Here is a 25,379-nt window from a genome sequence, read left to right as displayed (position 1 = left end):
GAGGTCGCTCAGCCCGCGTTGCGCTTCAGGAAGTCGAGGACGCGGGGGAACACGTCCACGTGGGCGTCCTTGCCGATGAGCGGGTCGATGTGCCCGTACCCGGCCAGGATCTGCAGTTCGTGGCGGCCGGGCGCGAGTTTCGACAGCACCTTGTGGCACACGATGTTGGAGTCGGTGAAGACGTCGTTGTGGTCGCCGGTCATGAACAGCACGGGCGTCTCGACGTCGCCGGCCCGCTCCAGGTAGTCGTCGGGCAGGCCGGCGAGGGCGAGGCTGCCGGGGTCGCACTTCACCGCGTGACCGGCCCGCACCATCTTGCTGATGTGCCGGTAGTAGTTGACGTCGGACGCGCCGTTCAGGTCGGCGAGCCGCTCGTGGACGTGCGTGCGCGACGCGAGGTTGCGGTGGCGGTACATCGCCGGGCGCCCGCTGCCCCACATGAAGCTCTGCATGTGGCAGGCGGGCTCCCGGCACTCGGGGTGGAAGAACGAGATCGCGCGGGCGAGCAGCCAGCGCCGGGTCAGCGGCGGGGCGTCGTGGAACCGGGGGTCCAGGTAGGACAGGCCGAGGGCGTACTCCAGGAGGAGCGGACCGAGGCCCAGCTTGACGCGGGCCCAGGCGGGCACCCGCGGGGTCAGCCCCACACTGTTGGCGACCATGCTGGTGACGCCCTCGACCGCTCCTCCGAACAGGCTCATCTGGAACGACACCGACCCCAGGCAGTGCGCTATGACATGGATCCGCCGTGCCCCAACGTGACGGCGGAGCTCCTTCATGGCTGCCGGGTGGTCGTAGGCGGCGATGTCGTCCAGGGTCTGCCGCCGGGTCTCCATGTTGTACGGGAACCGGTTGCTCATCCGGAAGTCGAGCGTCCAGACGTCGCCGAAGCCGCTGTCCAGCAGGTAGCTCACCAGGTTGCGGTGCTCCGGCATGATGAACATGTCGCTCGACGAGGTCAGCCCGTGGACGAGCAGCACGACGTCGTCGGATTCCTGCGCGAGGAACCTCGTCAGCGTCAGACCGAGCTCGTCCTCGGTCGAGAAAGGATGCACCGACACCTCGGCGCCCCTCACGCCCTCAAGCGTGTACCGCGGTATGCGGTGCTCCATCTGACCGTCCTCCTCGTGACCCGGTCCAACAATGCCAACCGCCGGGCACGTACGGCATCGTGGAAACCCCGTACATAACTCCGGGGAACCCCGTACCCGGAGCAGGGGATTCCGTATATGAGACTCCGATTCAGGGGTTTCGGTTCAGCTTGGTGGCGACCCCGACCCGCGAGCCGACGCCGAGCTTGGCGAAGACGTGCGACAGGTGGGTCTCCACGGTGCGGACGCTGAGGAACAGTTGCTCGGCGATGAGCTGGTTGGTGAGCCCCTCGGCGACCAGCGTCGCGATCTCCAGCTCCCGGGGCGACAGCCCGTACGGCGCGGACCGAGATGTCGAGGACCCGGGCGACCTCGTCGGCCTTGAGTCCGTGGCGCAGTGTCAGGTCGAGGATCTCGCGCTCGCGCGGCTCCAGGCAGGCGAGCACCTCGACCGCCAGCTCCGGCGACCCTCCGCGGCCCTGCCTGGCGTACGAGCCCTTGTGCGCCACCCCGGCGAGCCGTGACTGGCTTTCCGCCCTGGCCAGGGAGTACAGCCAGGCGCGCAGCCGTGTCGCGTCGTACAGCCGGTCGGTGTGGGCGACGGCCCCGTACAGGGCCCCCACCGTCGCGCTGAGAGCGTCCTCGTCGTCGAGCATGGACTGGCAGTAGTCGTAGAGATGATCGCCGTACTCGCGGCACAGACGCTCCAGCGCGGCGGGATCATCCCTCCTCAGCACGGGGCTCAGCTCTCCTGACATAGTTGCAAATGATAAATCCGGTACTAGCAAAGCAGTCAGAAATATACGGGAGGAAGGGCAAGCTTCTGATATCACTTTTGTTACATAACAAACTTCTATACTCTGTTGACTGCCTAGTGGTCGTTACCCACACATGAATGCACAAGTAGTGACGATCGTCGCGATGTGCACCAGACAGCAGACGTCGATCCCGCCCCCCGGAGACGAACATCGTGCGAGACAACTGGGATGAGCCTTCAGCGCGACGTCGTCCGCCGTATGCCGGCGATTCCAGCACAGGAAACGGTCCGCGGGCCGACCGATGGCGCACGTGGGAGACCTCGATCGATATGGACGACGACGAGGAGCCGACCCGGCGCCGGCTCGGCTACGACCGGCGCGGGCCCATCCTCGTCGGATTGACGCTGGTCGTGGCGGTGGGAGCCGGCATCTGGTTCGCCTGGCCCGACTCCTCAGGCTCCGACTCCCCCGCCGCGATCCAGAGCGCCGGCGGCCGTCGCAGCCCGACGCCGTCCGCCTCCGAACTGTCGATCGGCGTGGATTCGCCCCCGCCGCCGCCGGCCACCGAACCCGCGCCGCGCCGCACGAAGAAGCCCGCGCCCCCGTCGACCCGGCCGACGGCCCTCCCGTCCACGACGGCCCTCCCGTCCAGCCGCCGGACGGCCCTGCCTCCGCCTCCGCCCGCCTCCTCGCGGGCGCCCTCGAAGCCGCCTTCCCCCAGCAGGACCGCCAAGCCGAGGAAGACCCCGGTGGGCCAGTCCGGCCCGACCGCTCCCCCGCCCCCGCCGTCCTCCTCCAAACCAACCCAGAAACCCACCACAAAACCCACCACCGACCCCCAAACCGGGCCGACCGCCCCTCCGCCCCCACCCGGCACCTAGCGGATGGATTCGGCGATCTCCTGGGCTCGGGCCGGGTCGGAGGGGCCTTCGAGGCGGTAGGCGACCTCGGGGCGCTGCCAGATCAGCGTGGGCCCCGCCCGGCGCTCCAGGGTCTCGGTCGCGCCGCCGCCACTGGGGATGTACGTCAGGCCGTGCGGGCCGGCGATCCACCAGCCCGGCGAGGAGCCGATCGTGACCTCCCGCGGCCAGGGCTCGCCGAGATCCTTGCGCCAGACAACGCTCAGCACCCCGTCGTAGGCGTCCAGCCGTACCCCGGGCCACAGCAGCGAGACCACGCGGCCCGACTCGATCACCCGGACGTCATCCGGGTCCCCTAGCTCCGCGGGCACGACGACGGGGAACTTCGCCATCTTCCGCGCCTCGCCGAGCGAGACGCGCTTCTCGCCGGGCAGCGGGCGCGGCACGCCCGAAGGCAGCGGACCCGGCTCGCCGACGTGGATCTCCACGCCCGCGAACCGCAGGACGTGCGCCACGGCGGCCTTGCCCTGCGGCGTGAACCCGAGCAGGACCACGAGGAACGCCGCGACCCCGGCGGTGACCCACCGCCACCTCGGCCGGCCCGGTCCGAGCCGCCGTACCGGCCCCCTCCCCCCGGACGGCCCCGTCCGCGCCGACGGCCGGTCCGACGGCTCCGCCTGCTCCGGCCGCTCGGTGTCCTGCGACGGGCCGAGCCGCGCGAGGCGGGCTCGTACGGCTCGCGCCACGTCGGCGGGGGGCGGGGAGGGGACGTCGAGGGCCTCGCCGAGCGCTCGCAGCTCGGCCTCGAAGTCGTCAGGAGAGATCATCGCCCACCTCCTTCCGCAACCTGGCCAGCCCCCGGGACGTCCGGGACTTCACCGAGCCGAGCGGGCACCCGAGGACCTCCGCGGTCTCCGCCTCGGTCAACTGAAGGAAGTACCGGCAGACCACCGCCTGACGTTCCCCTTCGGGCAAGGTGCGCACCGCGTCCAGGAGCCGGGAGCGCCGATCGGTGGCGATGGCCGTTCCCTCGGGATCGGCGGGCGTCCGCAGCTCCGGCTCCGCGCCGATCTTCAGCGTGAGGTCGGCACGGCGCCCGCGCGAGCGGGTCATCGTGTGGGTCTCGTTGGCCACGATGCGAAGCAGCCACGGCTTGAAGGGAGCCTGGCGCCGGAACCCCGCCAGATGCCGGAACGCCTTGACGAAGGCCTCCTGGACGACGTCCTCGGCCTCGTCCCCGGCGCCGAGGAGCGCGGCCGTACGATGCGCCACCGCGCTGTAGCGCGCGACCAGCACCTCGTAGGCGGCGAGGTCTCCGGCCAGGGACCGGGCTATCGCCTCGTCGTCGTCCGTCGGGGGCTCCTTGACTGATCCTTCAGCGACAAAAGCTAGTTTCCATCCGCCATTTGCGCAAAGGATGGACAAGGGCAGGCAACATTGTTTCCGGTCCGGCTCGCGGGGAAGTTGGAACCCTCGCGGAGCGGGACAGCTAGACTCGGAGCCCATCCGTGGCCGTGGTCCCCCGTGGGGCCGCGGTTTTTGAGTGAGAGAAGCTGGGCGGGAACGCATGTCTGGGTATGACCGCGTGGTGCAACCGGCGGCCGGTGACGAGGCCTTGGAGAACCACCTCGGTGGCGACGAGGCCAAGAACTACCGGCAGTACGAGTTCGACATGGTCGCCCCGCACGTCGGCAGGTCGATGCTGGAGATCGGGTCGGGTCTCGGCCACTTCGCCGAGCAGTTCCTGCCGCGTCTCGACCGGCTCGTGGTCAGCGACTTCGACCCCTACTGCGTCGAGCAGCTCGGCAAGCGCTTCGAGGGCCGCGACGACATCGACGTGCTCCAGTTCGGCCTCCCCACCGACATCCCGCTCGCCGACCCGGTCGACACCGTGGTCCTGATGAACGTCCTTGAGCACATCGAGGAGGACGTCGAGGCGCTCCGCTCCCTGGCCAGGGTCACCCAGCCCGGCGGCCGGATCATCATCTGGGTGCCCGGCTACATGCAGCTTTATGGGGACTTCGACCGCAAGGTCGGGCACGTCACCCGCTACACCCCCACCACCCTCGGCAAGACCGTCGCCGAGGCGGGGCTGAAGGCCGACGTGCTCAAGCCGATCAACTTCCTGGGCGGCATCGCCTGGTGGGCGGCCGTGCGCCGCGGCGGCGTCGGCTACCCCGACCCGCGCCTGGTCAAGATCTACGACCGCACGGTGGTCCCGACCACGAGGTTCATCGAGCGATTCGTCCGGCCGCCGTTCGGCCAGACCGTCTTCTGCGTGGCCCGCGTCCCCGGCTAGGCGTCGCGGTGCCCGGTGGATCGTGGTTCACCGGGATATCTCAGGGTTTCCTGTCACTTCTCCTAGCCCGGGGAGGTGATCTGGGGACATGACAAACGTATCCAAAGCAGTGATCGGCAGTGCGCTGGCCGGTGCGCTGACCGTGGGAGCCCTCGGTGGCGTCGCCGTGGCGCGCCAGGCCGCGCCCGCGGGCGTCCCGTACGAGTTGCTGTCCGCCGACTCCGCCGACTCCGCTGCGGACGAGGCCGTCGCTCTCACCGCGGCGCCGAAGGGCGACCCCAAGCTGCGCATCGGGGTCCGCCGTAGCCTCGTCGGCGTCCACGGGGAGGCCACCGTCCGCGCGCGTGGGGACTTCGCCACCTACACCTGGCAGCGCGGCGCCGTGACCACCGCCTCCGCCACCTCGCTCACCGTCAAGAGCGCCGACGGCGTGAGCTGGACCTGGACGGTGAACTCGGACACCAAAATCCGGAAGAATGGCGCCAAATCCACTTCGTCGGCGGTCGCGACGGGCGATACGGTCTTCGTCCTGGGACGGCCGGACGGCGACGCCCGCACCGCGCAGGGAGTGGTAGTCCCCAAACGCTCCAAGTAGTGATCGAAGGACGCATGAGCGACCAGACAGACAAGCCACGGGTCCTCGTCGTCGACGACGAGCGCAACATCCGCGATCTGGTGGGCGTCGCGCTCCGGTTCCACGGGTTCGAGGTGGTGAGCGCCTCGCGCGGCTACGAGGCGCTGGAGCTCGTGCGGTCGGGAGCCCCCGACCTCCTCGTGCTGGACGTGATGCTTCCCGATCTGGACGGGTTCGAGCTGTGCCGGCGGCTGCGCGCCCAAGGGGACGAAGTACCGGTCATCTTCCTGACGGCGCGCGACGCCCCGGCGGACACCGTGCACGGCCTCACGCTCGGCGGCGACGACTACGTCACCAAGCCGTTCCTGGTGGAGGCGCTGGTCGCGCGGGCTCGGGCCGTGCTGAGGCGCAGCAGGCGCGGCGAGTCCAGCGCGGACGCGGCCCTGGTCGCCGCCGACCAGGCGGTGCTGACCGTGGCCGACCTGGAGCTCGACGAGGCCCGCTGGGAAGTCCGGCGGGGAGGCACGCCGGTCGAGCTGTCGCCCACCGAGTTCCGACTCCTGGCCTTCCTGATGCGGCACCCCGGCCAGGTCCTCACCAAGGCCCAGCTCCTTGAGAACGTGTGGGGCTTCGGCACGCAATCCCAGGTCGTGGAGACCTACATCTCCTACCTGCGGCGCAAACTCGACCCCCTCGGGCCGCCGCTGATCCACACCCAGCGCGGCGTGGGGTACGCCCTGCGCCCCTCCGACGCCGGGCACCGCTGAGCGCTTCGATGACGCCCGGCGCTACGGTCCTTCCATGACGCTCAGCGGACGACTCCTCGCCGGCCTGCTGTCCGTCACGGCCGTCGGCCTCGCCGCGCTGTCCCTCGTCAGCGTGGTCGTGCTCCACGGGCACATGCTCGACCGTACGGACGCGACGCTCACCGCCACCGCGCAGGTCTCCGCCGCACGGCTCGTACGGGCGTCCAACATGGCGCTCGTGAACGCCAGCCCGACGTACGCGGTGGCCGTGCTCAACCTCACCACGGCGCGAGGAAAGCTGGTATCCGGGGACGACCCGGAGGCCGCGAGCGTCCCCGCGACGCTGGAGAGGATGGGCGCCGCCACGCTCGGGCCCCTGGCGGACGCCGGGAAGGCGTTCACCCTCACCGACCGTCTCAGGGCGGCGGCGGCCCGGATGACCGTGGGCGACCGCATCGTGGTCGTCGCGGTGCCGCTCGACGAGGTCAGAGAGTCGATACGGCGCCTGGTCATCACCGAGATCCTCACCGCGGCCGTGCTCCTGGCCCTGCTCGTCCTGCTCGGAAGGTCCCTGATCGGCAAGGGGCTCGCTCCGCTGTCACGGATGGCGAGCACCGCGCGACTCGTCGCCGAGGGCGGGGACCTTTCCGCGCGCATGCCCGAGGGCAAGTCCGAGGCCGGGCGCCTCGGCTCGACGATCAACCTCATGCTGACCCGGATCCAGGACGCGTTCGCGGCCCGCTGGGCGTCCGAGGAACGGGTGCGCCGGTTCGCCGCCGACGCCTCCCACGAGCTGCGCAACCCCCTGACCACGATCCACGGGTACGCGGAGCTGTACAGGCAGGGGGCGATACCGGACGAAGAGGTGCCGCAGGTCATGCGGCGCATCGAGGACGAGGCGACGCGGATGACGCGCCTGGTCTCCGAGCTGCTGGAGCTGGCCCGCCTCGACAAGGGCACGCCGCTCGCCATGGCGCCCGTCGACCTGACGGCGGTGGCCATGGAGGTGGCCGACGACTTCATCGCGCTCAACCCCGATCATCCGGTGACCGTGGAGGCGCCGGACAAGACGGTCGCCGTCGTCGACGAGGCCAGGATCCGCCAGGTGCTGGTCAACCTGCTCGGCAACGTCCGCGCGCACACCCCCCGAGGCACCTCGGTCACGGTACGGCTGGCGCCTCCGGTGGTCCTGGAGGTGGCGGACGACGGGCCGGGCATGTCCCCGGAGAACGCGGCGCTGGCCTTCGACCGGTTCCACCATGCCTCCCCCGGAGACGGCAGCGGGCTCGGCCTGGCGATCGTCCAGGCCATCGCCACCGCCCACGGCGGCCAGGCGACCCTGCGCTCCCTCCCAGGCAGAGGCACCGTGGTCCGCGTAGAGCTCCCCGACACGGCCGCCCGCTGGTGACCCCACTCGATAAATGAGTTGTGCCGGGTGGAGTGAGGCTCGTACCTTCGAGGCATGCGCATTTTCTCCTGATGCCCGCGTCGATCAGTCCGTTGTGACTGATCCGCCGCCTCTCAGCTCTCTGGTCCCGTCCATCTAGACGCGGCGGCTGAGGCTCCCGACCGGCATGAGTTCCCTGCCGCGTCGTCATCTGCGAGGAGACTTCCATGCGTGCACGTTCAGGCCGAAACAAGGCCGCCAAGGCCGATCAGGCGAAGCGGTCCACCGAGGACACCACGGCATCACTTCCGGAGCCCGGCTTCTCCCTGCCGGGGCTCCAAGCGGGCTTTCCGCAGCCGGTCATCCAGCCGGGCGCCATCCAGGGCTCTCCCCAGCCCGAGCGGCAGCTGCCTCCGGCCCCGCGCCGGATCCCGGTGCCGCCCGCGCCCGTACGGCGTGTGACGCCGCCTCGGCGCCAGCCGAAGGGTCGCTGACCGGCTCACCAAGGTGTCCCCGAGCCTTGGGGACACCGCGAGAGACGGCGGTGCCCCGCCCCACCTTCCCGGGGCGGGGCACCGCCGTCCCCCAACGCCGAAGCCAGTGGTCAGAGGCGCTCGATGATGGTGACGTTGGCCTGGCCGCCGCCCTCGCACATCGTCTGCAGGCCGTACCGGCCGCCCGTGCGCTCCAGCTCGTGGAGCAGCTTGGTCATGAGGATGGCGCCGGTGCCGCCGAGCGGGTGACCGAGGGCGATGGCCCCGCCGTTCGGGTTGGTCCTGGCCGGGTCGGCGCCGATCTCCTTGAGCCAGGCCAGCGGCACCGGGGCGAACGCCTCGTTGATCTCGATCGCGTCGATGTCGTCGATCGACAGCCCGGCCTTGTCCAGCGCCTTGCGCGTCGCGGGAATCGGCGCGGTGAGCATGTAGACGGGGTCGTCGCCGGTCAGCGCGAGGGTGACGATGCGCGCCCTCGGCGTCAGGCCGTGGTCCCTGACCGCCTGCTCGGACGCGATCAGCACCGCACCCGAGCCGTCGGAGATCTGCGAGGACGTGGCCGCCGTGATCTGCCCGCCGTCGCGCAGCGTCTTCAGGCCGGCCATCTTCTCCAGCGTGGTGTCCGGCCGGGGGCCCTCGTCGTCCTCGACTCCGTTGATCGGGGCGATCTGGTCCCTGAAGTAGCCGTTGGCGACGGCCTTGGCGGCGCGCTGGTGGCTCTCGTACGCGAACCGCTCAAGCTCGTCGCGCTTGAGGCCCCACTTCTCGCACATCAGCTCCGCGCCGCGGAACTGGGAGATCTCCTGCTTGCCGTACCGCTCGACCCACTTCTCGCCGAAGGGGAAGGGCATGCCCTTCTCCAGCGCGGCGGTGATGCTCGACCCCATGGGGACGATGCTCATCGACTCGACGCCCGCCGCCACCACCAGATCCTGGGTGCCGGACATGACGCCCTGGGCCGCGAAGTGGATCGACTGCTGCGACGAGCCGCACTGCCGGTCGATCGTCACGCCGGCCACGGTCTCCGGCAGACCCGCCGAAAGCCACGCGTTGCGCGCGATGTCCATGCTCTGCGGGCCGAACTGCATGACGCAGCCCATGATCACGTCTTCGACCGCCGAGGGGTCCACGCCCGTACGGTCCACCAGGGCCTTGAGGGCGTGGGCTGCGAGGTCAGTGGGATGGACGGTGGACAGACCGCCCTTTTTCTTTCCGACCGGGGTACGGACCGCCCCGACGATGTAAGCCTCTGCCACAGTGCCTCCTGGGTTCCGTCCCGCATGAAACCGAGCAATGTTCGGTCTATACGAGGTTACAACAGAATAATCCTCCGTGAATGGGAGAGTCGTGTCACGGCCCGGTGGGGTCGCAGGAAGGACCGTTCAGCGGCGAGAGGAGCCCTTGCTCGTGCTGGTCATCCTCGCGTAGACGATGACGTTGTCCACGTAGTGGCCGGTCGAGCGGTTGTAGGTGCCGCCACACGTGATCAGGCGCAGTTCCGCCGCTTCGGCGTTGCCGTACACGCGGTTGGTCGGGAACGTCTGCTTGTCCGCCTGCTCGACACCGCCCACGGTGAAGATCGCGATCGTGCCGTCCATGCGGGTGACCTCGATCGTGTCGCCGTTCTGGAGCTCGTGAAGCCGTTCGAACACGGCGGCGCGCGTGGTCGTGTCCTTGTGGCCGAGCACCACGGCCGGCCCCGCCTGGCCCGGCGTCGGGCCGAACTGGTACCAGCCGACCAGGTTGGGGTTGTTGATCGGCGGGGTCTCGATCGCGCCCTTCTTGTCGGTGCCGACCGGTTTGATGGGCGCGTCGATGCCGAGCTTCTTGATGATGAGCCGCTTCGGGGTGGACGGCTGCATCGCGGGCGCGGGCGGGAGCGAGGGCACGGGGGGCGGCGCCGTCGGGTCCGCCTGGGTCAGCGGCTGTCCGGGGCCGCCCGGTCCGACCGACGGCGCGAAGGCCGGCCCGGCGGGCGGCTGCGCGATCTTTAGTGACGTACGGGCGTCGGTCAGGCCGTACTCCTCGGGCGCGCCGGCCATGAACAGCAGCCCGACGACCACCGTGACCACCCCGGCGACGGCGGCCAGGATGAGGACCGCCCGCATGATCTGCCCACGGTCGACCTGCGGCTCCGGTTGCTGCCACTGACCGCCCGGCTGGGGGTACTGGTAGTAGACCGGCTGCATGTACTGCTGTCCGTGCACAGGCTGTGGATATCCGTCATGGCCCTCGGACGGCGGATACTCGGGCGGCATCGTCACCCCGGACCCCCGATCAGCCCCGGTTCGGACGCCGGCGGCGCATCATCAGCCCGCCCACTCCGGCCCCGAACACCAGAACCGTCCCGACCAGCACGAACGTACGCCCATCAGGCCCCGCGTCCCCACCACCACCGGTAGCCGCTCCGCCGCCCGGCTTCTTGGTCACCTGCTGCGACGGCTTGTTGGTCACCGTCTCATAGACGGTGTGGGTCGGCTTGGGGGTCTTTGACGTAGTGGGGGTCAGCGTCGGCGTGGGAGTGGGAGTAGATGTGTCCATATCGGTCGCTGACACACTTGGCGAGGCGACCGCCACCGCAAGGGCAGGAGGAGTCGCGGTGCTTGGACTGGCCGATGGAGCGATGGTGCACGTATAGGCAGCCGGCGCAGTGCTACTACCGACACGAATGATGAATTGATCTGGTTTGACAGTGAACGAACCCGTGGCCGTGGGGGTGACGGTTGCGGTCATAGTCGGGATCGGAAGAGGGTCACCGCCTTCAAGTGTGGTCAACGGAACCTGAGACGCAATCGGCTTCAAGGTGATCGGGGCCACTGCAACCGGAGTGCCGCTCGCAACCAGATTGCCCTCGACGTAGATGTAGCTGGCTAGTGGGACTGACGCCGAGGCCGTCACAGCCGGCGTCGCGATCACTTGCGATATGACCCAGGTCACTGTCACAGCCTGGTTGGGTGACGGCGTCGCCACCGGGCCGGTCAACGTCAAGTTGAAGTTGTATGGTGCAGTGCCGTCGTTGCACGTGTAGCTCACCGGACTGGGGCCTACGAGGGCTCCCAAGGCCGGCATGGCACCGAAAATGACGCCTGCGCTGATGACTCCGGCTACGGCAGCCTTGGTGGCGATGCGACGGCGTGCCTGTGACTTCAGCACGTATATCTCCATTTCAGCGGCGTTGACCGGTTTGCCAGGCGTATCAGGATCCCAGTCTCTGGTCACAGTTCAGTAGAGATCCTACGGAGGCTTCGTCCCAGCTCGCTGTGGTTTGGTGGTTCCCATCACCTCTTGGAGGCATAACCGCAGGTCAGCGACATGCGGATCAGCTAACTTAATTTGTCAGATCATTCACGACAGCCGACCACCGATAGCTCTGCGTACACGCCGATGTGGCCACAGTAGCCTTGCGTCCGTTTTCAGGCCTCAGACAGTGACTCATCGCAACCACCCGACCCCCGTTCGCTGGCCCGCGAATACACCCATACACCGACCTCAGCTATTCACCGCTTTGTGGGTCTTGAAGATCGTTTAAATTAAGAAGGAGCACCTGATCTGCGAGGATGCGATTGCCAAGATCACGCCCGACGCCCACCCGAGCGCCTCGGGCGTCCACGCCATGCCGTACCGGATGACGAACAAGATGATCAGGTAGAAACCTCAGCGAGACGGAGTCACCCAGCCGACCCAAGCAGGCGGGCCTCGTAGGCACAGTCCAGAAGCCGGCAAACTACGTAGTCATCCCCATGCGGTTGCCCAATCAGTGCTCAGCACGTCATTTGTACTTCCCCGTGATGCCCCACCATCGATTCACCAACCACCAGCGCAGCGCACGGACCGTTGCCCGGACCCATAACCAGGCCGGTAGCCGGAAGTGCGGGACGAAGATCCAGACGTCCCTCGCGACCCTGCCGGCGTGCTCCTTGACTTCCGGGTCGGGACTCCGCATCAGCGAGCGAAGGAGCTTGAGTGTCGACTGGTCGACCTCACCCGTGATCCGGACCATGTGGCTCAGAGCGGTCAACCCCTCCAGGCGAACCCGCACACGGTCGGACCGCAAGGCCCGCACGACCAGCGGCTCGACGACCCCGGCATCCGGGACGCACAAGGCCAGCCCCATGACTGCGATCCCGACAAACCGCTCTACCCGCTCGAACGCGGCCTCGACCTCCCCAGGATCGTCACACCCGATGAGATCGCTGCCGCTCTCCCAATCCAATCGTCCTCTCCATTTCCCGGTCGGCGTAGGCCGGTCGCCCCGTACGTCCGTTCGGCCATCCGAGCCGTCGGTGTGTACTGGGTGTCCTTGACGTAGGTGAACCCGCGCCTGACGCCTCGGAACGGTTCGAGCCGCCCCAAGCGGGCGGCTCGAACGTCAGCTACGGCTACTCGCGCTCGAACTCGCCGACCTTCACCCCGTCGAGGAAGACAGCCCACTCGTCCGGCACGAAGAACAGCTTTGGACCGTCGGGATTCTTCGAGTCTCGTACGGCAATCAGCTCGACCAGCCCGAACTCACGGCCCCACTCATCCGCGCGGCCTGACAGATCAGCCACTTCGACGCAGTTGCCGCCGTTGTTGCCGCTGAAGCTCGACTTACGCCATCGTGCCTTGCTCAAGTCCATCAGGCGTCCTAACTGCGATCGAACTCGTTGGCCTTGACGCCGTTCAGGAAGGCATCCCACTCGGCAGGAGTGAAGAAGAGCTTCGGGCCATCGGGATCCTTCGAGTCACGCACGGCGATCAGCTCTGGATACTCCGCCTTGTGACCAGGGCCGTCGACGACGTCCGTGAGCTCCGCCACCTCCACGCAGTTGCCCCCGTTGTCTCCAGTCCAGGTCGACTTACGCCACTGCGCCTTGCTCAGGTCCATTTTTCGTCTGCCGTCCTTTTGATGAGGTCCAACGACATGCGAAGCGGCAACGCTTCGGTCCTGATGGACTCGAATCTCTGCACCGCGTGGTCAACCTCGTCCTGCTCGCTGACAGTGAGCCCACGTAGAGCCGTGTCCACGTAAGCTACATCGGTTCCACCGTCAAGCGTCGCGATAACGAAGCCACTAAGCAAGCCCGGGTGCATGCCATGCGGTACGACTTGGACGCTCAACCTCGGACCGACCATGGAAACCAAATGGTCGAGCTGCTCTCTCATGTCTTTGGGACTTCCTATCGGCCGAGAAAGAACGGCTTCATCCATGATGCATCGGAAGATGGGTGGCTCTGGATCATCACGAGTGAGGATGGCTTGACGATCCATGCGGGCGGCCAACGCCATCTCGTCACCACGCAGAACCACACGCGCGTACGCCTCTGTCTGAAGGAGGCCGGGAACCAGAAGTGGCTCATAAGCACGCAGCACCGTGGCGGCCTGCTCTTTGTCCCTCCATTTGCCGAACCACAACGGAAACCGCTGCCCGCGTCTCCAGTCGAGGAGGCGGTGGAGGGCGCCGCCCGTTGTGAGGGTGGTGTCGCAGGACTGGGCGAACTCGGGGCTGGCCGGGAGTTGGCCGGTCTCCACGCCGCTGATCAGCCCCTCGCTGAAGTGGATCTTCTGGGCTAGCTGAGCTTGTGTGAGGCCCGCCGCCTGCCGGTAGTGGCGGAGCTCTCTGCCCCAAATGGCTTGGGGTGTGAACTGATCGACCATGGTGCCCCAATCGCCGAGGTTCAACGAACACAGCCTGACGTTCAAAGCTGCCTATTAGTAACTGTTCGCCTACCGAGCGTAGCCCCATCTTGCCACCCTTGGCATGCGAAATACGCAGCAAGGAGAGAGATCATGACTGGGGCCATGGGGAGTCACGTAGCACCATCCGAATACCACCATGGGATGGACGATCGCGTCGCCCTACTGGGGCAGAAGTGGATACCGCGCGACCTGAAATGCGTCGCGTCCGCTCGTCGCTTCGTACGGGACGTCGCCGCCGACTGGAAGGCGGCCCACGACGTGCCGGATATCGCGGAACTACTCGCCTCGGAGGTCGTCACGAACGCGCTGACTCACGGAGCGATGACGATTCCCGCCGCGAGCACCGTGCGCGTCGCCGTCTGCCGTGACGGGCGGCTGATGACCGTGGACGTGTACGACTCCTGCATGGCCTTTCCGCATATGCGGAGCGCCGATTCCATGGAGACGACCGGCAGAGGGCTGGCGATCGTCGAAGCCCTGTCCCACAAGTGGGGCTGGAACCTCCACCCCCACGGCAAGTCCGTATGGTTCCAGCTCGCCGCCTGGCCCCAGGCCTAGCCGCGCACGGCCCGAGACCGCGCCTCAGCCCAGCGAGCGAGTCACCGCGTTCGAGGTCACTCCACCAAGATCAAGAGCTGAGAGAAGTACACTTCTGATAACTGTAGAACTCTTAGGCGGGACGCGGATGCAGAAGCCGGCAGACATGTTCGATCGTGACCGCGAGTGGTCGGCGCTGGTGAGGTTCGCTGCCGATGAGCAGCCGGGCGCGACACTCGGCGTGGTCTCGGGTCGCCGCCGCCAGGGCAAGAGCTTTCTGCTGGAGTCGCTGTGCCAGGAACTCGGCGGCTTCTACTTCTCCGCGCAGGAGGCGACCGACACCGAGTCGCTGGCACTCATCGGAGCGGCACTGACCCAGTACCTCGATCCGTTGATCCCGTTCACGCCGTCCAACTGGTCCATGGTGATCGATGCCCTGCTGCGGATAGGCAGGGACCGACCGGTTCCCATCGTGATCGACGAGTTTCCCTACCTCGCACGCGCCAATCCCGCTCTGCCCTCGATCATCCAGGGCGCCTACTCTCCGCGCAGAGTTGAACGTACGTCCTCGCGGACTCGACTGCTGCTTTGCGGTTCGGCCATGTCATTCATGGGCGGGTTGCTTTCGGGCAACGCGCCCTTGCGCGGGCGCGCGTCGCTTGACCTGCCGGTGGACACGCTCAACTACCGACTCGCCGCGCGGTTCTGGGGACTCAGCGATCCCCGGCTCGCTTTGCTCGTGCACGCCGTTGTCGGCGGCACCCCCGCCTACCGTACCGAGATGATCCGTTACGACGCGCCCCAAGGGCTCGACGACTTCGACGCCTGGGTCGTCCGCGCCCTTCTGTCTCCCGGGAGCCCAATGTTCCTGGAGGCCAGGTATCTCCTCGCGGAGGAACCGGACCTGCGAGACGGTGCCCTCTACCACTCGGTCCTCAGCGCCATAGCCGAAGGCAACAGCGGGCGAGGTGGGATCGCGGGATACGTGGGCCGCAAGAGCAACGAGCTCTCCCACCCGCTGACGGTGCTGGAGGACGCCGGGCTGATCGCGCGTGAGACCGACGCCTTCCGCGGGAACCGCACCGACTTCCGGATCCGGGAACCGCTGCTCACCTTCTACCACGCGATCATGCGCCCCTTCTGGCCGCAACTCATGCGCGGCATCGACACCGACCGCATCTGGCAGCGCGCCAAGAAGAGGTTCACCGGAAACGTCCTGGGACCACACTTCGAGTGGTTGTGCCGCGATTGGACGCTGCACTTCGCGGAAGATCGTTTCGGCGGCTGGCCGTCCCAGGTGACCGCCGGGACCGTCAACGACCCAGCGAACCGGACCACCAACCAGTTGGACGTCACGGTCATCGGGCACACGGACGATGGCAAACCGCCATTGCTCGCGATCGGTGAGGTCAAATGGGGCGAGATCATGGGGCTCGGGCACCTCGAACGCCTCAAGCGCATTCGCGACCTCATCCGCAGGAACGACAAGTACGACACCTCGGAAACCCGCCTGGCGTGCTATTCGGGAGCGGGCTTCAGCGAGGATCTGGTGCGGGCGGGGAGACGGGGTGAGGTCGAGTTGGTCGGACTCGACGATCTGTACGGCTGAGGCCCGGGCGTCTCAGCGCAGAGGGACCAGGCATCGACGTCGCGTCGTTACAAGATCGCCTGGGGTGACCCCTCAACCCGACAGTGTCGCGTACACGATGATGTTGTCGGTGTAGCTGTGCGCTCGCGGGTTGAAGACGCCGCCGCAGGTGATCAGGCGCAGGCTCGGGCTGTCGACGTGGCCGTACACCCGCTTGGTCGGGAACCGGTTCTTGCTCGCCTGCTCGGCGCCGTCGACCGTGAACCGCGCGGTGGAGCCGTCGGCACGTACGACCGTGATCTTGTCTCCGCGCTTGAGCTCGCGCAGCCGGCTGAACACCGCGGGGCCGCGCGTGGTGTTCACGTGCCCGAGGATCACCGCCGGGCCCATCTCGCCAGGGGCCGGGCCGAGCCGGTACCACCCTGCGAGCTTGGGCCGGCTGAGCGGTGGCACCTCGATCTCGCCGTTCTTCTCGACCCCTACGGAGCGCAGCGGCGCGTCCACGCCGATCCCCGGGATCCGGATCCTCGTGGGCGCCGACTTGCCGAGCGGTCGCACCGGCACGGTGGCGGGGGCCGGTGGCGGGGCCGTGGTCGCGGCCTCCACGAGGGGTACGCCGACTCCCCCGGGGCCCACCGTCGCCGACCCGGCCGCCGCTGGATCGGTGTTTGGATCAAGGGCCGGCGAGTCGGCCGAGGGCGCGTCCGTCGCGGCGTCCACCGGAGACATCTGGGCGATCATCGGTGTCGGCTCCGCCCCGGCCGCTGATCCGGTCTCCTGTGAGGGCGAGAGGTACGCCAGCAGACCGGCCATCACGACGCCGATTCCGGCGAGGGAGCCGATGGTCAGGAGCACGGGAAGCAGAGCGGCCGTCCAGCGCCTCCGGGCGGGAGCAGTTTCGCCGCCCGTGGACGGGTGCCCGGGTGGTAGCGGCCCGCTCAACCGAGGCTTCCTCGATCAGCGCTCCCGTGTACGGCCCGGCGGCGTCTCAGCGCGAGACCGCCTATGACGCCCAGCGTCAGCGTGGTGCCGTAGCCGATCAGGAGTGACGATGAGGTGTGGTTCGCCGGAGCCTCACCCGTGTGCGCGCCGCCCTTGGGGGTCACGCGCACCTGGGGGGTCTTGCTGACCTTGGACGTGGTGGTGGGCTTGGCCGTCTTGGTGGCGGTGGCCGTAGCCGTAGGAGCCCCATGCCCCTGCCCCCCACCAGAAAGCACAATCACCCCCCGAGCCGAATCATCTCCATCAGTGACCTGTCCATTGCCGTTATTTCCATCGTTCGACCCGTTCCCATTGCTGGAACTCGCCACAACGTCGACCGTCATCATGGTCGGGTTCTCAACTAAGGGACGACATCTCCGCTGGAACAGTTCCGGCTTAATCTTTTCGATATCCGTGATCACAGTGAAGCCATCGACCAGCATGTACGCGCCAGTCTTATTGATGAACGTAGCGGTATACGTCCCATAGTCCAGGTTGAGGTCTTCCCACAGAACCTGCCGAGTCCTGCGCATATTCTGCGGTACGGCGGTCCCGTCCTTCTCTTTGGACGCATCGAAGATGAGAGGTTTCTTGGACTGAGGGAAGTCCACGTCACCAGGGCCCATCAGCGCATGCCGTTCGGTGATGTACTGAAGGCCGGTGCCGGTGAACGTGACCGTTACCCGGTCACCTTCGTGGGTCGTCTGGTGTACATCCCCGTCGATGTCATCGATACCAGGCCGTTTACTAGAATCGGAAAGTTCCCACCCACCCGGAGAATTTCCAGATTTATCCTTGTACGCGATGATAGGTCCATCAGGAGCAATGTGGGTGTTGTTGTATGTGGTGTTGCCGGCGGGCGGGGAGAAGTTCAGGACCATTTCAGCCGGAGTGATCGTGATCTTCCCTTCCTTGCTGGTGGCAACGGCTCCGGTCAGCGCTGTGGGCAACTCCAATTTCGTCTTTTCGGCCGTGAGTTGCGGTTGGTCCTTGGTCCCAAGTGAGTCAAGCCAGCCTTGCCACAGTCCTCCCACCCTGGCGGTCGCAGTGATGAGTACCGAGCCTCCGGCTTTGGAGTCGGCAGTTGAAATCAACTTAGAGTCACTGAAAGTCCACGCCAGCGGGAGTTGCTTTCCAACCTCGACGGTCTTCGGGATTGATACATCCACTTTGACCGTTTCGGCCGGGGTCTGGGTGGGCGACCCGACTGGCGGGTCACACGTATAGGTGTAGATGTAGTGATCCGTATCGGCTGCGCTAGGAGCGGCCGGGAGCAGGACTACGCTCGTACAGGCGCCCAGGACCGCCGCTGCCAGCGATCTACGGACCTTGGATCCCCACGCGTTCAAGATCGCCCTCCGATCGCCCCCGGCGGCCTGGATAGCGGCCGAAGGTAGATCGTATGACTTTCAACTCTTATGGCGACCTTACGGATAAGTCGTCCGCACAGAACGTAGCCGATTTGTTACGTTCACCCCGCTCGCGACATGACCAGCCTGAGATGCCCCGCTGACGACCAGAATCGTATTCTGGTGGGCGTACCCCCAAGGAGGAACGAATGCAGCGAGACCTCTTCGAGGAGGAGCACCTGCTCTTCCGTGAGACCGTGCGCGAGTTCATGACCCGTGAGGTCGTACCCCACCACGAGCAGTGGGAGAAGGACGGGATCGTCCCCCGCGAGGTGTGGAAGAAGGCCGGCGAGATCGGCATGTTCGGCTTCACGGTCCCCGAGGAGTACGGCGGGGCCGGGATCACCGACTTCCGCTTCAACACGGTCATCGTCGAGGAGATCATCAGGAACGGCGCGACCGGCCTCGGGTTCGGCCTGCACAACGACATCATGGCGCCGTACATGGTCGATCTCACCAACGACGAGCAGAAGCAGCGCTGGCTGCCCGGTTTCGCCTCGGGCGAGCTGATCACCGCCATCGGCATGACCGAGCCAGGCGCGGGCAGCGACCTCCAGGGCATCAGGACCACGGCCGTACGCGACGGCGACCACTACCTTGTCAACGGTCAGAAGACGTTCATCACGAACGGCATCAACTCCGACCTCGTGGTGGTCGTCACCAAGACCGATCCGGCGGCCGGGGCGCGCGGCACCACCCTTCTGGTCGTCGAGCGGGGCATGGACGGCTTCTCCCGGGGCCGCAACCTCGAAAAGATCGGCATGCACGCGCAGGACACCGCCGAGCTGTTCTTCGAGAACGTCCGCGTCCCCGTGGCCAACCGGCTCGGCGACGAGGAGGGCCAGGGCTTCTTCCAGCTCATGAACAACCTGCCGCAGGAGCGCCTGTCGATCGCCGTGGCGGCGGTGGCGGCCGCGGAGGCGGTGCTGGAGATCACCATCGAGTACTGCAAGACCCGTAAGGCCTTCGGCCGGAACATCGGCGCCTTCCAGAACACCCGCTTCGTCGTCGCCGAGCTGGCGACCGAGGTGGAGATCGCTCGCCACTACGTGGACAAGTGCATCCGAGCGCTCAACGCCAAGGAGCTCACCGTCGTGGACGCCGCCAAGGCGAAGTGGTGGACCACCGAGTTGCAGAACAAGGTGATCGACCGCTGCCTGCAACTGCACGGCGGCTACGGCTACATGACCGAGTACCCGGTCGCGAAGGCCTGGATGGACTCTCGCGTCCAGACCATCTACGGCGGCACCACCGAGATCATGAAGGAGATCATCGGCCGCTCCTTCGGCTTCTGACCCACCCGCCCACGAAAGCAGGTCCGCCGAAACCTCGCGAACCCACGCCGGGCCGCCGGAAAACGCGGCGCGCTCGGCGCACGTTCCCGCGTTGGGCGAGGATGAGCCGCATACTGGTCAGCGGAGGCTCCCGAGACGCGGGATCCCCAGACGGGCCGGCCATAGCCGGGTCCTCAGGCGGGCCGGCGACAGCGGGTTCCAGAGAGCGGGCTCCCGGAGGCGGTGGCGATGGACAACGGCGGACTGATCCTGCTGGTCTTCCTGGCGTTCTTGTTCGTCTGGGCGCTGAACCGCGTCCGCCGGACGCTGCGGTTCGGCCCGGTGGCCTACACCGGCGTCGTCATCACCTTCATGATCGTGATGCTCGCCCTCTACACCCAGACCCAGCGCTGACACCTTTCACGTGCGCGAACTGCCCTCCAGCAGCACCCGGGCGACCAGCCCGGGGTCGTCGCTCATGGGGACGTGCCCGCATCCCCTCAGCAGCTTGACCCGCTGCTCCGACCACCGGGCCGCCCGTACGGCCTGCCGACGGAGCAGCACCCGGTCGTGTTCTCCCCACGCGATCGTGGCCGGCGCCTTCGGCCGTCCCGGTGGCACGATCGAGGAGAACGCGGCGAGCGTCTGATCGAAGCCCACCGCGGCGCGCAGGGCCTGACCGCCCGCGATCACCGCTTCGGGGGTCATGCGCGAGGGGTGGGCGACGATCAGCCCCACCGACAGCGCGCGCCCCACCGCGGACCTCGCCACCGCGTCCGTACGGCCCGGGGAAAGCGACCGGGTGAGCTCGCGCATGCCCCGCAGGATCGCCCGCGTCAGGAAGAGCTCGGCGCCGGACCAGAACCCCGCGGGCGACAGCGCGGTGGCCGACCGGACCGCGCCCCGCGCGGCCAGCGTCAGCGCGACGTAGCCGCCCAGCGAGTTCCCCGCCACGTGCGGCTCGCGCACCCCGAGGCGGGCGCAGAAGGACTCCACCGCGTCTGTGAGGGTCTCGGCGTTGTACGGCACGCCGGACGGCAGCGGAGGCGAGGCTCCGAACCCGGGGAAGTCCACGGCGATGACGTCACGCGAGGTGGCGAGCAGGTCGAGGACGGGTTCCCAGGCCTGCCAGTGGTGACCTATACCGTGCAGCAACACCAGAGGCGGCCCGGAGCCGCGCCGCTCGAAGGCCAGTTCCATGCGCCCGAGTCAAGCATCCATCCCCGGCCCTGTCACTGACGTGTCCACTCGGAGTCGACGAGGCGGGGAAGCCCGAGCGGGTTGCCCTCGCGCAGCGCCTCAGGCAGGACCGCGTCGGGCGTGTTCTGGTACGCCACCGGCCGCAGGAACCGGCGGATCGCGGCGGTGCCCACCGAGGTGTGGGCGGCTGAGCTGGTCGCGGGGTACGGTCCGCCGTGGTGCATGGCCTCGGTCACCGCGACCCCGGTCGGGTAGTCGTTGAAGACGACGCGCCCGGACCGCTCGGTGGCGAGCGCCACCACCTCGCCGAGGTCCTCCTCCGGCTCGGCGTGGAGCGTGAACGTCAGGCTGCCCGGCAGGAGGTCCAGCATCGACAGCAGCCGAGCCCGCGAACCGTACCGGACCAGGATGGACGCGGGCCCGAAGTGCTCCTCACGCAGGTACGGCCGGGCGAGGAAAGCACCGGCGTCCGCGACGACCAGGGTGTTCTCGACCTCGACGTCCGACAGCCGCCGCCCCCCGGCCGCGAGGCGCACCCCCGGCGTCGCGCACGCCTCCTCAAGGGCCGTGGTCAGCGCCTCGGCCATGCCCGCGCTCAGCATCGGCCCCGCCGCCCCGGCGGCCAGCTCGCGGCGCAGCTCGTCCACCAGCGTGTCACCGTCTTCGCCCTCGGGCACGAAGAGCAGCCCCGGGCTGGTGCAGAGCTGGCCGGTACGGAGCAGCAGCGACGCGGCCAGTTCCTTCGCGATCCGCGCGCCGCGCGCCCGCAGCGCGGAGCCGGTGACGACCACCGGGTTCACGCTGCCCATCTCGGCATAGACCGGGATCGGCTCGGGCCGGGCGGCGGCGAGGTCGTACAGCGCCCGCCCCCCGGTCGTCGATCCGGTGAAGCCGACGGCCTTGATCCCCGGCTCGGCGACCAGGTGCCTGGCGAGCGCGTGGGAGCCTCCCTGGAGGAGGGCGAACGTCCCGGCGGGCGCCGCGACGGCTTTGAGTGCGGCGTCCACGGCCTCCGCGCACAGTGACGAGGTGACCGGGTGCAGCGGGTGGCCCTTGACGACGACGGGGCACCCTGCGGCCAGGGCGGACGCCGTGTCGCCCCCGGCCACGCCGAAGGCGAGCGGGAAGTTGCTGGCCCCGAACACCGCGACGGGACCGAGCGGCACGTTCATCCGGCGCAGGTCGGGGCGGGGCGGGCCGGCACCGGGATCGGCGTGGTCGATCGTCGCCTCAAGCGGGCGGCCGGTGAGCACCAGGCGGGAGAACATCCGGAGCTGGCCGACGGTGCGGAGCGACTCTCCCTCCAGCGCGGCCACGGGCAGGCCCGTCTCCTGGTGGGCCGCCGCGACGATCTCCCCGCCGCGGTCCTCCAGCGCGGCGGCCACGGCGTCCAGCAGGTCCGCGAGCCGGGACGGCCGCCAGGTCCGCAGCTCCCGGTACGCGTCCGTGGCCGCCGCGACGGCCGCCGTGACCTCGGCCGAAGTGGCCTCGTGGATCGGGGGACCGTCCTTCCCCGTCAGCGGGGACGTGGCCCGGAAGCTCGCCGGCTCGGGAGCATGAGAACGCATCGCTGTTTCCTTCGGGAGTGCGATTCGGAATGAGGACACACGAGCTTCAGGTGGGATTCGACTCGGATGAAGTCACACGAGCTTCAGGTGGGAGTGCGACTCGGGTGAGGACACACGAGGTTCAGGAGCGGCCTATGACGGGCTCCACGAAGCGGCGGTGCTCGGGGGTCGGCGCCTGGAGGAAGTCCAGGTCGCAGCCTTCGGGCGCCTGGGTCACGTGGTCCTGGTAGAGGCGGGGCCAGCCGCGCAGGTGCGGCGTGCGGAACGGTTCCGCGCGCTCACGACGCGCCTCCAGCTCCGCCTCGGGAACGTCGAGGTGGAGCAGACCGGCCTCCACGTCGAGTTCGATCATGTCCCCGTCCCGGACCAGGCCGAGCGGGCCTCCGGCCGCCGCCTCGGGCGCCACGTGGAGCACGCACGTCCCGAAGCTCGTCCCGCTCATGCGCCCGTCGCTGATCCGAACCATGTCCGTGACGCCGGCCGCCGCCAGGCGCGCGGGGATCGGGATCATCCCCCATTCGGGCATCCCGGGCACGGCCTTGGGTCCGCACCCGGTCAGGACGAGCACCGTGTCCGCGCTGAGCGGCAGGTCAGGATCGTCCAGGCGCCGCCGCAGGTCGTGCCAGCCCCGGAAGACGACGGCCGGACCCCGGTGGCGGAACAACCCAGGGCTGGCGGCGGCGGTCTTCAGCACGGCGCCGTCCGGGGCCAGGTTGCCCCGGAGCACGGCGATGCCGCCGCGCTCCTGGACCGGGGAGTGCAGGTTCCGGATCGCGCCGCGCGGAGACCCTCCGGTGCCGGAGACGTACCCGCTGAGCGGGCCTCCGGTGACCGTCGCCGTCTGGAGGTCGAGGTGACCGGCGATCTCGGCGAGCAGGACGGGCAGCCCGCCTGCCCGGTCGAAGGCGTCCATCAGGTACCTCCCCGACGGCGACACGTCGGCGAGGACGGGCACCCGGCGGCCCAGCTCCTGGAACCGTTCGAGGGGGATCCGCAGCCCCAGCCGACCGGCGATCGCGCAGAGATGGATGACGGCGTTGGTGGACCCGCCGATCGCGGCGAGCACCGTGACCGCGTTGTCGAAGGCGGCGGACGTCATGACCGCCGAAGGGCGGAGGCCCTCCTCCACCATGGCCACGACGCGCCGTCCGGCCCGCTCGGCGCCGAGGCGGGCGCGCGGGTCGCCGGTCGGGATCGAGGACGTCCCCGGCAGGGACATGCCGAGGGACTCGGCGAGCAGGGCCATCGTCGAGGCCGTCCCCATGGTGTTGCAGGCGCCGGGGCCGCAGCTGAGGCAGCGCTCGAACGCGGCCCAGTCCTCGGGGCTCATCCGCCCGTTGCGGTACTCCTCCCAGTGCCGCCACAGGTCCGTTCCCGTGCCGACCGGCTTGCCCCGGAAGACCGCGACCGGACGGGATCCCCCGGCCACCTGGATCGCCGGGAGATCGGCGCTGGCGGCGGCCATGAGCTGGGCGGGGATCGTCTTGTCGCAGTTGCCCAGCAGGACCACCCCGTCGATGGGGTGGGCCCGCAGGGTCTCCTCGACGTCCATGGCCATGAGGTTGCGGTACAGCATGGCCGTGGGCTTCATGAGGTCCTCGCCCAGGCTGATGGTGGGGAACTCAAGGGGGATGCCCCCCGCCGCCCGTACGCCCTCCTTCACCGCCTCGGCGAGGTCGCGGAGTCCCTCGTTACAGGGGTTGAGATCGCTGACGGACTGGGCGATGCCGATGACGGGCCGGGGGTCGCCGGGCGACACGGTGATCCCCAGCGACCCGAGGGCGGCGCGGTGCTCGACGGCGACCTCGTCGTCGCCGTCGAACCACGCGGCGCTACGCAACCCGGGCGTCACGGCCCGCACCACCGGAACCGGACGACGATCACACCAGGCCGCAAGCCCGGGAAAGCGGTCACACCAGGCCGCAAGCCCGGGAAAGCGGTCATACCAGGCCGCAGGGCGCGGAAGGCGGTCACGCTAGGCCGCCCTGCGGGGGAGGCCGAGGCCCGCCGCGTGCGGCTTCGACTGGACGGCCTCGCTACCGGAGCGGGCCAGCCATTCGAGGGCGACCGCCGCCCGGTGGACCTTGGCGCGGACGTTGCGGACGGCGTCGTCGAGCAGTTGCTCACCGCACGGGTAGACGTCCCTGGCGTTGCGCAGGCCGAACTTCGCGTACAGCGGTGCCCCGATCGCCACGAGATCGGCGATCTCGTGGCCCCGTACGACGCCCCCAAGAGCGTCGGACGACTCCAGGTAGAGGTCGAGCGGGAGGTCGGTGGCCGCCCGCATGTCGGCCAGGTCGGCGTAGGTCAGGTCCGAGGGGACGTTGACCGTGGAGGCCCCGAGGTCCGCGAGCACCCGCAGCGCCGCCGGGTTGGAGGGGGCGAGGGAGACGCTGACCTTCCACACGCACTCGTCGGTGAGGTCGCCGGCCCGCTGGAGATCGCGGAGGGCGACCAGCAGCCCGATGTCGGCGATGAGGAAGCTCCGGATGCCCGCGTCGACGGCACGTACGACGTCCTCGACCCCGTACATGAGCTGGCGCACTCCGCGCAGTTGCCCGCCGCGTCCCGCGCCCTCCGGGGTACGGGCGTTGGCCCCCACGTCGAACGACTCGCGTGGCCCCACGAACAGCGACACCTCGACGCCGTTCTCGGCGCCCATCGCGGCCATGTCGCGCAGCTCGGAGGTGGTCAGCAGCATCGCCCCCGACCCCTGTGAGACGCGGTTCACCACGACGCCGTGCGTCGCGGCGGCGGACAGCGCCGCCTCGAAGACCTTCGGGCCCTCGACGCTGGGGATCTCGATACGGAAGCTGGCGCCGTCCGGAAAGCGACCACGGCTCGAAGCGACGCCGTGCCGATACGGCAGCCGGTAGGTCTGGTTCTCTAGCGTTGGCATTTTTCTCCTCGATGAGAACGCCAAGGACGGGACGGTTG

The 25,379-nt window shown here is 68.5% G+C and carries 27 protein-coding genes and 1 pseudogene; 9 read left to right on the top strand and 19 right to left on the bottom strand.

Annotation, left to right across the window (positions count from 1 at the left end; translation table 11 throughout):
- Nucleotides 1-8 precede the first annotated feature (8 nt).
- The 6 genes and pseudogenes from AB0B89_RS00590 to AB0B89_RS00565 form a co-directional block, all read right to left on the bottom strand.
- Complete coding sequence (locus AB0B89_RS00590) at nucleotides 9-1,109, bottom strand: alpha/beta fold hydrolase (protein ID WP_358545995.1); 1,101 nt, start codon at nucleotides 1,107-1,109, stop codon at nucleotides 9-11.
- A 130-nt stretch (nucleotides 1,110-1,239) separates the two neighbouring features.
- The gene (locus AB0B89_RS00585) at nucleotides 1,240-1,359 is read right to left on the bottom strand and encodes a LuxR C-terminal-related transcriptional regulator (protein ID WP_358546044.1); all 120 of its coding nucleotides are present in this window, start codon (nucleotides 1,357-1,359) and stop codon (nucleotides 1,240-1,242) included.
- Between the two features lie 115 nt (nucleotides 1,360-1,474).
- A pseudogene (locus AB0B89_RS00580) lies at nucleotides 1,475-1,744 on the bottom strand (hypothetical protein); the annotation flags it as partial.
- A 469-nt stretch (nucleotides 1,745-2,213) separates the two neighbouring features.
- Complete coding sequence (locus tag AB0B89_RS00575) at nucleotides 2,214-2,663, bottom strand: hypothetical protein (protein ID WP_358545992.1); 450 nt, start codon at nucleotides 2,661-2,663, stop codon at nucleotides 2,214-2,216.
- Between the two features lie 60 nt (nucleotides 2,664-2,723).
- Complete coding sequence (locus AB0B89_RS00570; protein WP_358545989.1) at nucleotides 2,724-3,533, bottom strand: hypothetical protein; 810 nt, start codon at nucleotides 3,531-3,533, stop codon at nucleotides 2,724-2,726.
- Nucleotides 3,520-4,131, bottom strand: a complete 612-nt coding sequence (locus AB0B89_RS00565) for an RNA polymerase sigma factor (RefSeq protein WP_358545987.1) — start codon at nucleotides 4,129-4,131, stop codon at nucleotides 3,520-3,522. Before AB0B89_RS00565 ends, AB0B89_RS00570 begins: the two co-directional genes overlap by 14 nt.
- Before the next feature lie 142 nt (nucleotides 4,132-4,273).
- Here AB0B89_RS00565 and AB0B89_RS00560 point away from each other — a divergent pair, with 142 nt between their 5' ends.
- From AB0B89_RS00560 to AB0B89_RS00540, 5 genes are all read left to right on the top strand, one after another.
- A complete protein-coding gene (locus AB0B89_RS00560) occupies nucleotides 4,274-5,005 on the top strand; it encodes a class I SAM-dependent methyltransferase (RefSeq protein ID WP_358545984.1) in 732 nt (243 codons plus the stop codon).
- 88 nt (nucleotides 5,006-5,093) lie between these two features.
- Complete coding sequence (locus AB0B89_RS00555) at nucleotides 5,094-5,600, top strand: hypothetical protein (protein WP_358545982.1); 507 nt, start codon at nucleotides 5,094-5,096, stop codon at nucleotides 5,598-5,600.
- 14 nt (nucleotides 5,601-5,614) lie between these two features.
- Nucleotides 5,615-6,346: a response regulator transcription factor gene (locus AB0B89_RS00550; RefSeq protein WP_358545979.1), complete on the top strand. Its 732-nt coding sequence runs from the start codon at nucleotides 5,615-5,617 to the stop codon at nucleotides 6,344-6,346.
- Nucleotides 6,347-6,380: 34 nt separating this feature from the next.
- Entirely contained in the window at nucleotides 6,381-7,733 is a 1,353-nt protein-coding gene (locus tag AB0B89_RS00545) for a HAMP domain-containing sensor histidine kinase (RefSeq protein ID WP_358545977.1), read from the top strand.
- A 206-nt stretch (nucleotides 7,734-7,939) separates the two neighbouring features.
- Nucleotides 7,940-8,206: a hypothetical protein gene (locus tag AB0B89_RS00540; RefSeq protein WP_358545975.1), complete on the top strand. Its 267-nt coding sequence runs from the start codon at nucleotides 7,940-7,942 to the stop codon at nucleotides 8,204-8,206.
- 110 nt (nucleotides 8,207-8,316) lie between these two features.
- On the opposite strand, the gene AB0B89_RS00535 is transcribed toward AB0B89_RS00540, so the two are convergent.
- From AB0B89_RS00535 to AB0B89_RS00505, 7 genes are all read right to left on the bottom strand, one after another.
- Entirely contained in the window at nucleotides 8,317-9,462 is a 1,146-nt protein-coding gene (locus AB0B89_RS00535; protein ID WP_358545973.1) for an acetyl-CoA C-acetyltransferase, read from the bottom strand.
- Nucleotides 9,463-9,588: 126 nt separating this feature from the next.
- Nucleotides 9,589-10,413: a class F sortase gene (locus AB0B89_RS00530; RefSeq protein ID WP_358545971.1), complete on the bottom strand. Its 825-nt coding sequence runs from the start codon at nucleotides 10,411-10,413 to the stop codon at nucleotides 9,589-9,591.
- Between the two features lie 70 nt (nucleotides 10,414-10,483).
- Nucleotides 10,484-11,425, bottom strand: coding sequence for a hypothetical protein (locus AB0B89_RS00525; protein ID WP_358545968.1), 942 nt, complete (start codon nucleotides 11,423-11,425; stop codon nucleotides 10,484-10,486).
- A gap of 550 nt (nucleotides 11,426-11,975) precedes the next feature.
- Nucleotides 11,976-12,320, bottom strand: coding sequence for a hypothetical protein (locus AB0B89_RS00520; protein ID WP_358545965.1), 345 nt, complete (start codon nucleotides 12,318-12,320; stop codon nucleotides 11,976-11,978).
- A 265-nt stretch (nucleotides 12,321-12,585) separates the two neighbouring features.
- Nucleotides 12,586-12,825, bottom strand: a complete 240-nt coding sequence (locus AB0B89_RS00515; protein WP_358545963.1) for a DUF397 domain-containing protein — start codon at nucleotides 12,823-12,825, stop codon at nucleotides 12,586-12,588.
- An 8-nt stretch (nucleotides 12,826-12,833) separates the two neighbouring features.
- Nucleotides 12,834-13,073, bottom strand: coding sequence for a DUF397 domain-containing protein (locus AB0B89_RS00510; RefSeq protein WP_358545961.1), 240 nt, complete (start codon nucleotides 13,071-13,073; stop codon nucleotides 12,834-12,836).
- On the bottom strand, nucleotides 13,064-13,867 hold the full coding sequence (locus tag AB0B89_RS00505) for a helix-turn-helix transcriptional regulator (protein WP_358545959.1): 804 nt from the start codon (nucleotides 13,865-13,867) through the stop codon (nucleotides 13,064-13,066). Before AB0B89_RS00505 ends, AB0B89_RS00510 begins: the two co-directional genes overlap by 10 nt.
- A gap of 159 nt (nucleotides 13,868-14,026) precedes the next feature.
- On the opposite strand from AB0B89_RS00505, the gene AB0B89_RS00500 reads away from it, so the two are divergent.
- Both AB0B89_RS00500 and AB0B89_RS00495 read left to right on the top strand, forming a co-directional pair.
- Complete coding sequence (locus AB0B89_RS00500; protein ID WP_358545957.1) at nucleotides 14,027-14,443, top strand: ATP-binding protein; 417 nt, start codon at nucleotides 14,027-14,029, stop codon at nucleotides 14,441-14,443.
- A 145-nt stretch (nucleotides 14,444-14,588) separates the two neighbouring features.
- Nucleotides 14,589-16,031, top strand: coding sequence for an ATP-binding protein (locus tag AB0B89_RS00495; protein WP_358545954.1), 1,443 nt, complete (start codon nucleotides 14,589-14,591; stop codon nucleotides 16,029-16,031).
- Between the two features lie 72 nt (nucleotides 16,032-16,103).
- On the opposite strand, the gene AB0B89_RS00490 is transcribed toward AB0B89_RS00495, so the two are convergent.
- Both AB0B89_RS00490 and AB0B89_RS00485 read right to left on the bottom strand, forming a co-directional pair.
- Nucleotides 16,104-16,865, bottom strand: a complete 762-nt coding sequence (locus AB0B89_RS00490; RefSeq protein WP_358545951.1) for a class F sortase — start codon at nucleotides 16,863-16,865, stop codon at nucleotides 16,104-16,106.
- Nucleotides 16,866-16,948: 83 nt separating this feature from the next.
- Nucleotides 16,949-18,160, bottom strand: coding sequence for a hypothetical protein (locus AB0B89_RS00485; RefSeq protein WP_358545949.1), 1,212 nt, complete (start codon nucleotides 18,158-18,160; stop codon nucleotides 16,949-16,951).
- Nucleotides 18,161-18,549: 389 nt separating this feature from the next.
- Between AB0B89_RS00485 and AB0B89_RS00480 the strand changes: the two genes are divergently transcribed.
- Together AB0B89_RS00480 and AB0B89_RS00475 are read left to right on the top strand one after the other, a co-directional pair.
- Nucleotides 18,550-19,695, top strand: coding sequence for an acyl-CoA dehydrogenase family protein (locus AB0B89_RS00480; RefSeq protein WP_358545947.1), 1,146 nt, complete (start codon nucleotides 18,550-18,552; stop codon nucleotides 19,693-19,695).
- Between the two features lie 228 nt (nucleotides 19,696-19,923).
- A complete protein-coding gene (locus tag AB0B89_RS00475) occupies nucleotides 19,924-20,088 on the top strand; it encodes a hypothetical protein (protein ID WP_358545944.1) in 165 nt (54 codons plus the stop codon).
- Nucleotides 20,089-20,094: 6 nt separating this feature from the next.
- On the opposite strand, the gene AB0B89_RS00470 is transcribed toward AB0B89_RS00475, so the two are convergent.
- The 4 genes from AB0B89_RS00470 to AB0B89_RS00455 form a co-directional block, all read right to left on the bottom strand.
- Nucleotides 20,095-20,874, bottom strand: a complete 780-nt coding sequence (locus tag AB0B89_RS00470) for an alpha/beta fold hydrolase (protein WP_358545942.1) — start codon at nucleotides 20,872-20,874, stop codon at nucleotides 20,095-20,097.
- A gap of 32 nt (nucleotides 20,875-20,906) precedes the next feature.
- Nucleotides 20,907-22,442 (bottom strand): aldehyde dehydrogenase (NADP(+)), encoded by a 1,536-nt coding sequence (locus AB0B89_RS00465; protein WP_358545940.1) that lies wholly within the window; start codon nucleotides 22,440-22,442, stop codon nucleotides 20,907-20,909.
- A 121-nt stretch (nucleotides 22,443-22,563) separates the two neighbouring features.
- Nucleotides 22,564-24,294 carry a dihydroxy-acid dehydratase gene (locus AB0B89_RS00460; protein WP_358545938.1) on the bottom strand — a complete coding sequence of 577 codons (1,731 nt, stop codon included), beginning with the start codon at nucleotides 24,292-24,294 and terminating at the stop codon, nucleotides 22,564-22,566.
- Nucleotides 24,295-24,417: 123 nt separating this feature from the next.
- Complete coding sequence (locus tag AB0B89_RS00455) at nucleotides 24,418-25,341, bottom strand: hypothetical protein (protein ID WP_358545936.1); 924 nt, start codon at nucleotides 25,339-25,341, stop codon at nucleotides 24,418-24,420.
- Nucleotides 25,342-25,379: the final 38 nt, after the last annotated feature.

It is taken from the genome of Sphaerisporangium sp. NPDC049002, assembly GCF_040649355.1.
In the GTDB taxonomy this organism is placed as follows: domain Bacteria; phylum Actinomycetota; class Actinomycetes; order Streptosporangiales; family Streptosporangiaceae; genus Sphaerisporangium.
The sequence above is the reverse complement of the archived record's forward strand: the minus strand, read 5'-3'. Positions and strand labels throughout refer to the sequence as shown.

What these genes read in the sequence shown, in the direction of transcription:
- AB0B89_RS00465 (WP_358545940.1), bottom strand. Translation starts at nt 22,442, where the DNA reads ATGCGTTCTCATGCTCCCGAGCCGGCGAGCTTCCGGGCCACGTCCCCG.
- AB0B89_RS00560 (WP_358545984.1), top strand. Translation starts at nt 4,274, where the DNA reads ATGTCTGGGTATGACCGCGTGGTGCAACCGGCGGCCGGTGACGAGGCC.
- AB0B89_RS00520 (WP_358545965.1), bottom strand. Translation starts at nt 12,320, where the DNA reads ATGGGGCTGGCCTTGTGCGTCCCGGATGCCGGGGTCGTCGAGCCGCTG.
- AB0B89_RS00540 (WP_358545975.1), top strand. Translation starts at nt 7,940, where the DNA reads ATGCGTGCACGTTCAGGCCGAAACAAGGCCGCCAAGGCCGATCAGGCG.
- AB0B89_RS00500 (WP_358545957.1), top strand. Translation starts at nt 14,027, where the DNA reads ATGGACGATCGCGTCGCCCTACTGGGGCAGAAGTGGATACCGCGCGAC.
- AB0B89_RS00515 (WP_358545963.1), bottom strand. Translation starts at nt 12,825, where the DNA reads ATGGACTTGAGCAAGGCACGATGGCGTAAGTCGAGCTTCAGCGGCAAC.
- AB0B89_RS00545 (WP_358545977.1), top strand. Translation starts at nt 6,381, where the DNA reads ATGACGCTCAGCGGACGACTCCTCGCCGGCCTGCTGTCCGTCACGGCC.
- AB0B89_RS00495 (WP_358545954.1), top strand. Translation starts at nt 14,589, where the DNA reads ATGTTCGATCGTGACCGCGAGTGGTCGGCGCTGGTGAGGTTCGCTGCC.
- AB0B89_RS00475 (WP_358545944.1), top strand. Translation starts at nt 19,924, where the DNA reads ATGGACAACGGCGGACTGATCCTGCTGGTCTTCCTGGCGTTCTTGTTC.
- AB0B89_RS00555 (WP_358545982.1), top strand. Translation starts at nt 5,094, where the DNA reads ATGACAAACGTATCCAAAGCAGTGATCGGCAGTGCGCTGGCCGGTGCG.
- AB0B89_RS00510 (WP_358545961.1), bottom strand. Translation starts at nt 13,073, where the DNA reads ATGGACCTGAGCAAGGCGCAGTGGCGTAAGTCGACCTGGACTGGAGAC.
- AB0B89_RS00590 (WP_358545995.1), bottom strand. Translation starts at nt 1,109, where the DNA reads ATGGAGCACCGCATACCGCGGTACACGCTTGAGGGCGTGAGGGGCGCC.
- AB0B89_RS00455 (WP_358545936.1), bottom strand. Translation starts at nt 25,341, where the DNA reads ATGCCAACGCTAGAGAACCAGACCTACCGGCTGCCGTATCGGCACGGC.
- AB0B89_RS00470 (WP_358545942.1), bottom strand. Translation starts at nt 20,874, where the DNA reads ATGGAACTGGCCTTCGAGCGGCGCGGCTCCGGGCCGCCTCTGGTGTTG.
- AB0B89_RS00570 (WP_358545989.1), bottom strand. Translation starts at nt 3,533, where the DNA reads ATGATCTCTCCTGACGACTTCGAGGCCGAGCTGCGAGCGCTCGGCGAG.
- AB0B89_RS00480 (WP_358545947.1), top strand. Translation starts at nt 18,550, where the DNA reads ATGCAGCGAGACCTCTTCGAGGAGGAGCACCTGCTCTTCCGTGAGACC.
- AB0B89_RS00550 (WP_358545979.1), top strand. Translation starts at nt 5,615, where the DNA reads ATGAGCGACCAGACAGACAAGCCACGGGTCCTCGTCGTCGACGACGAG.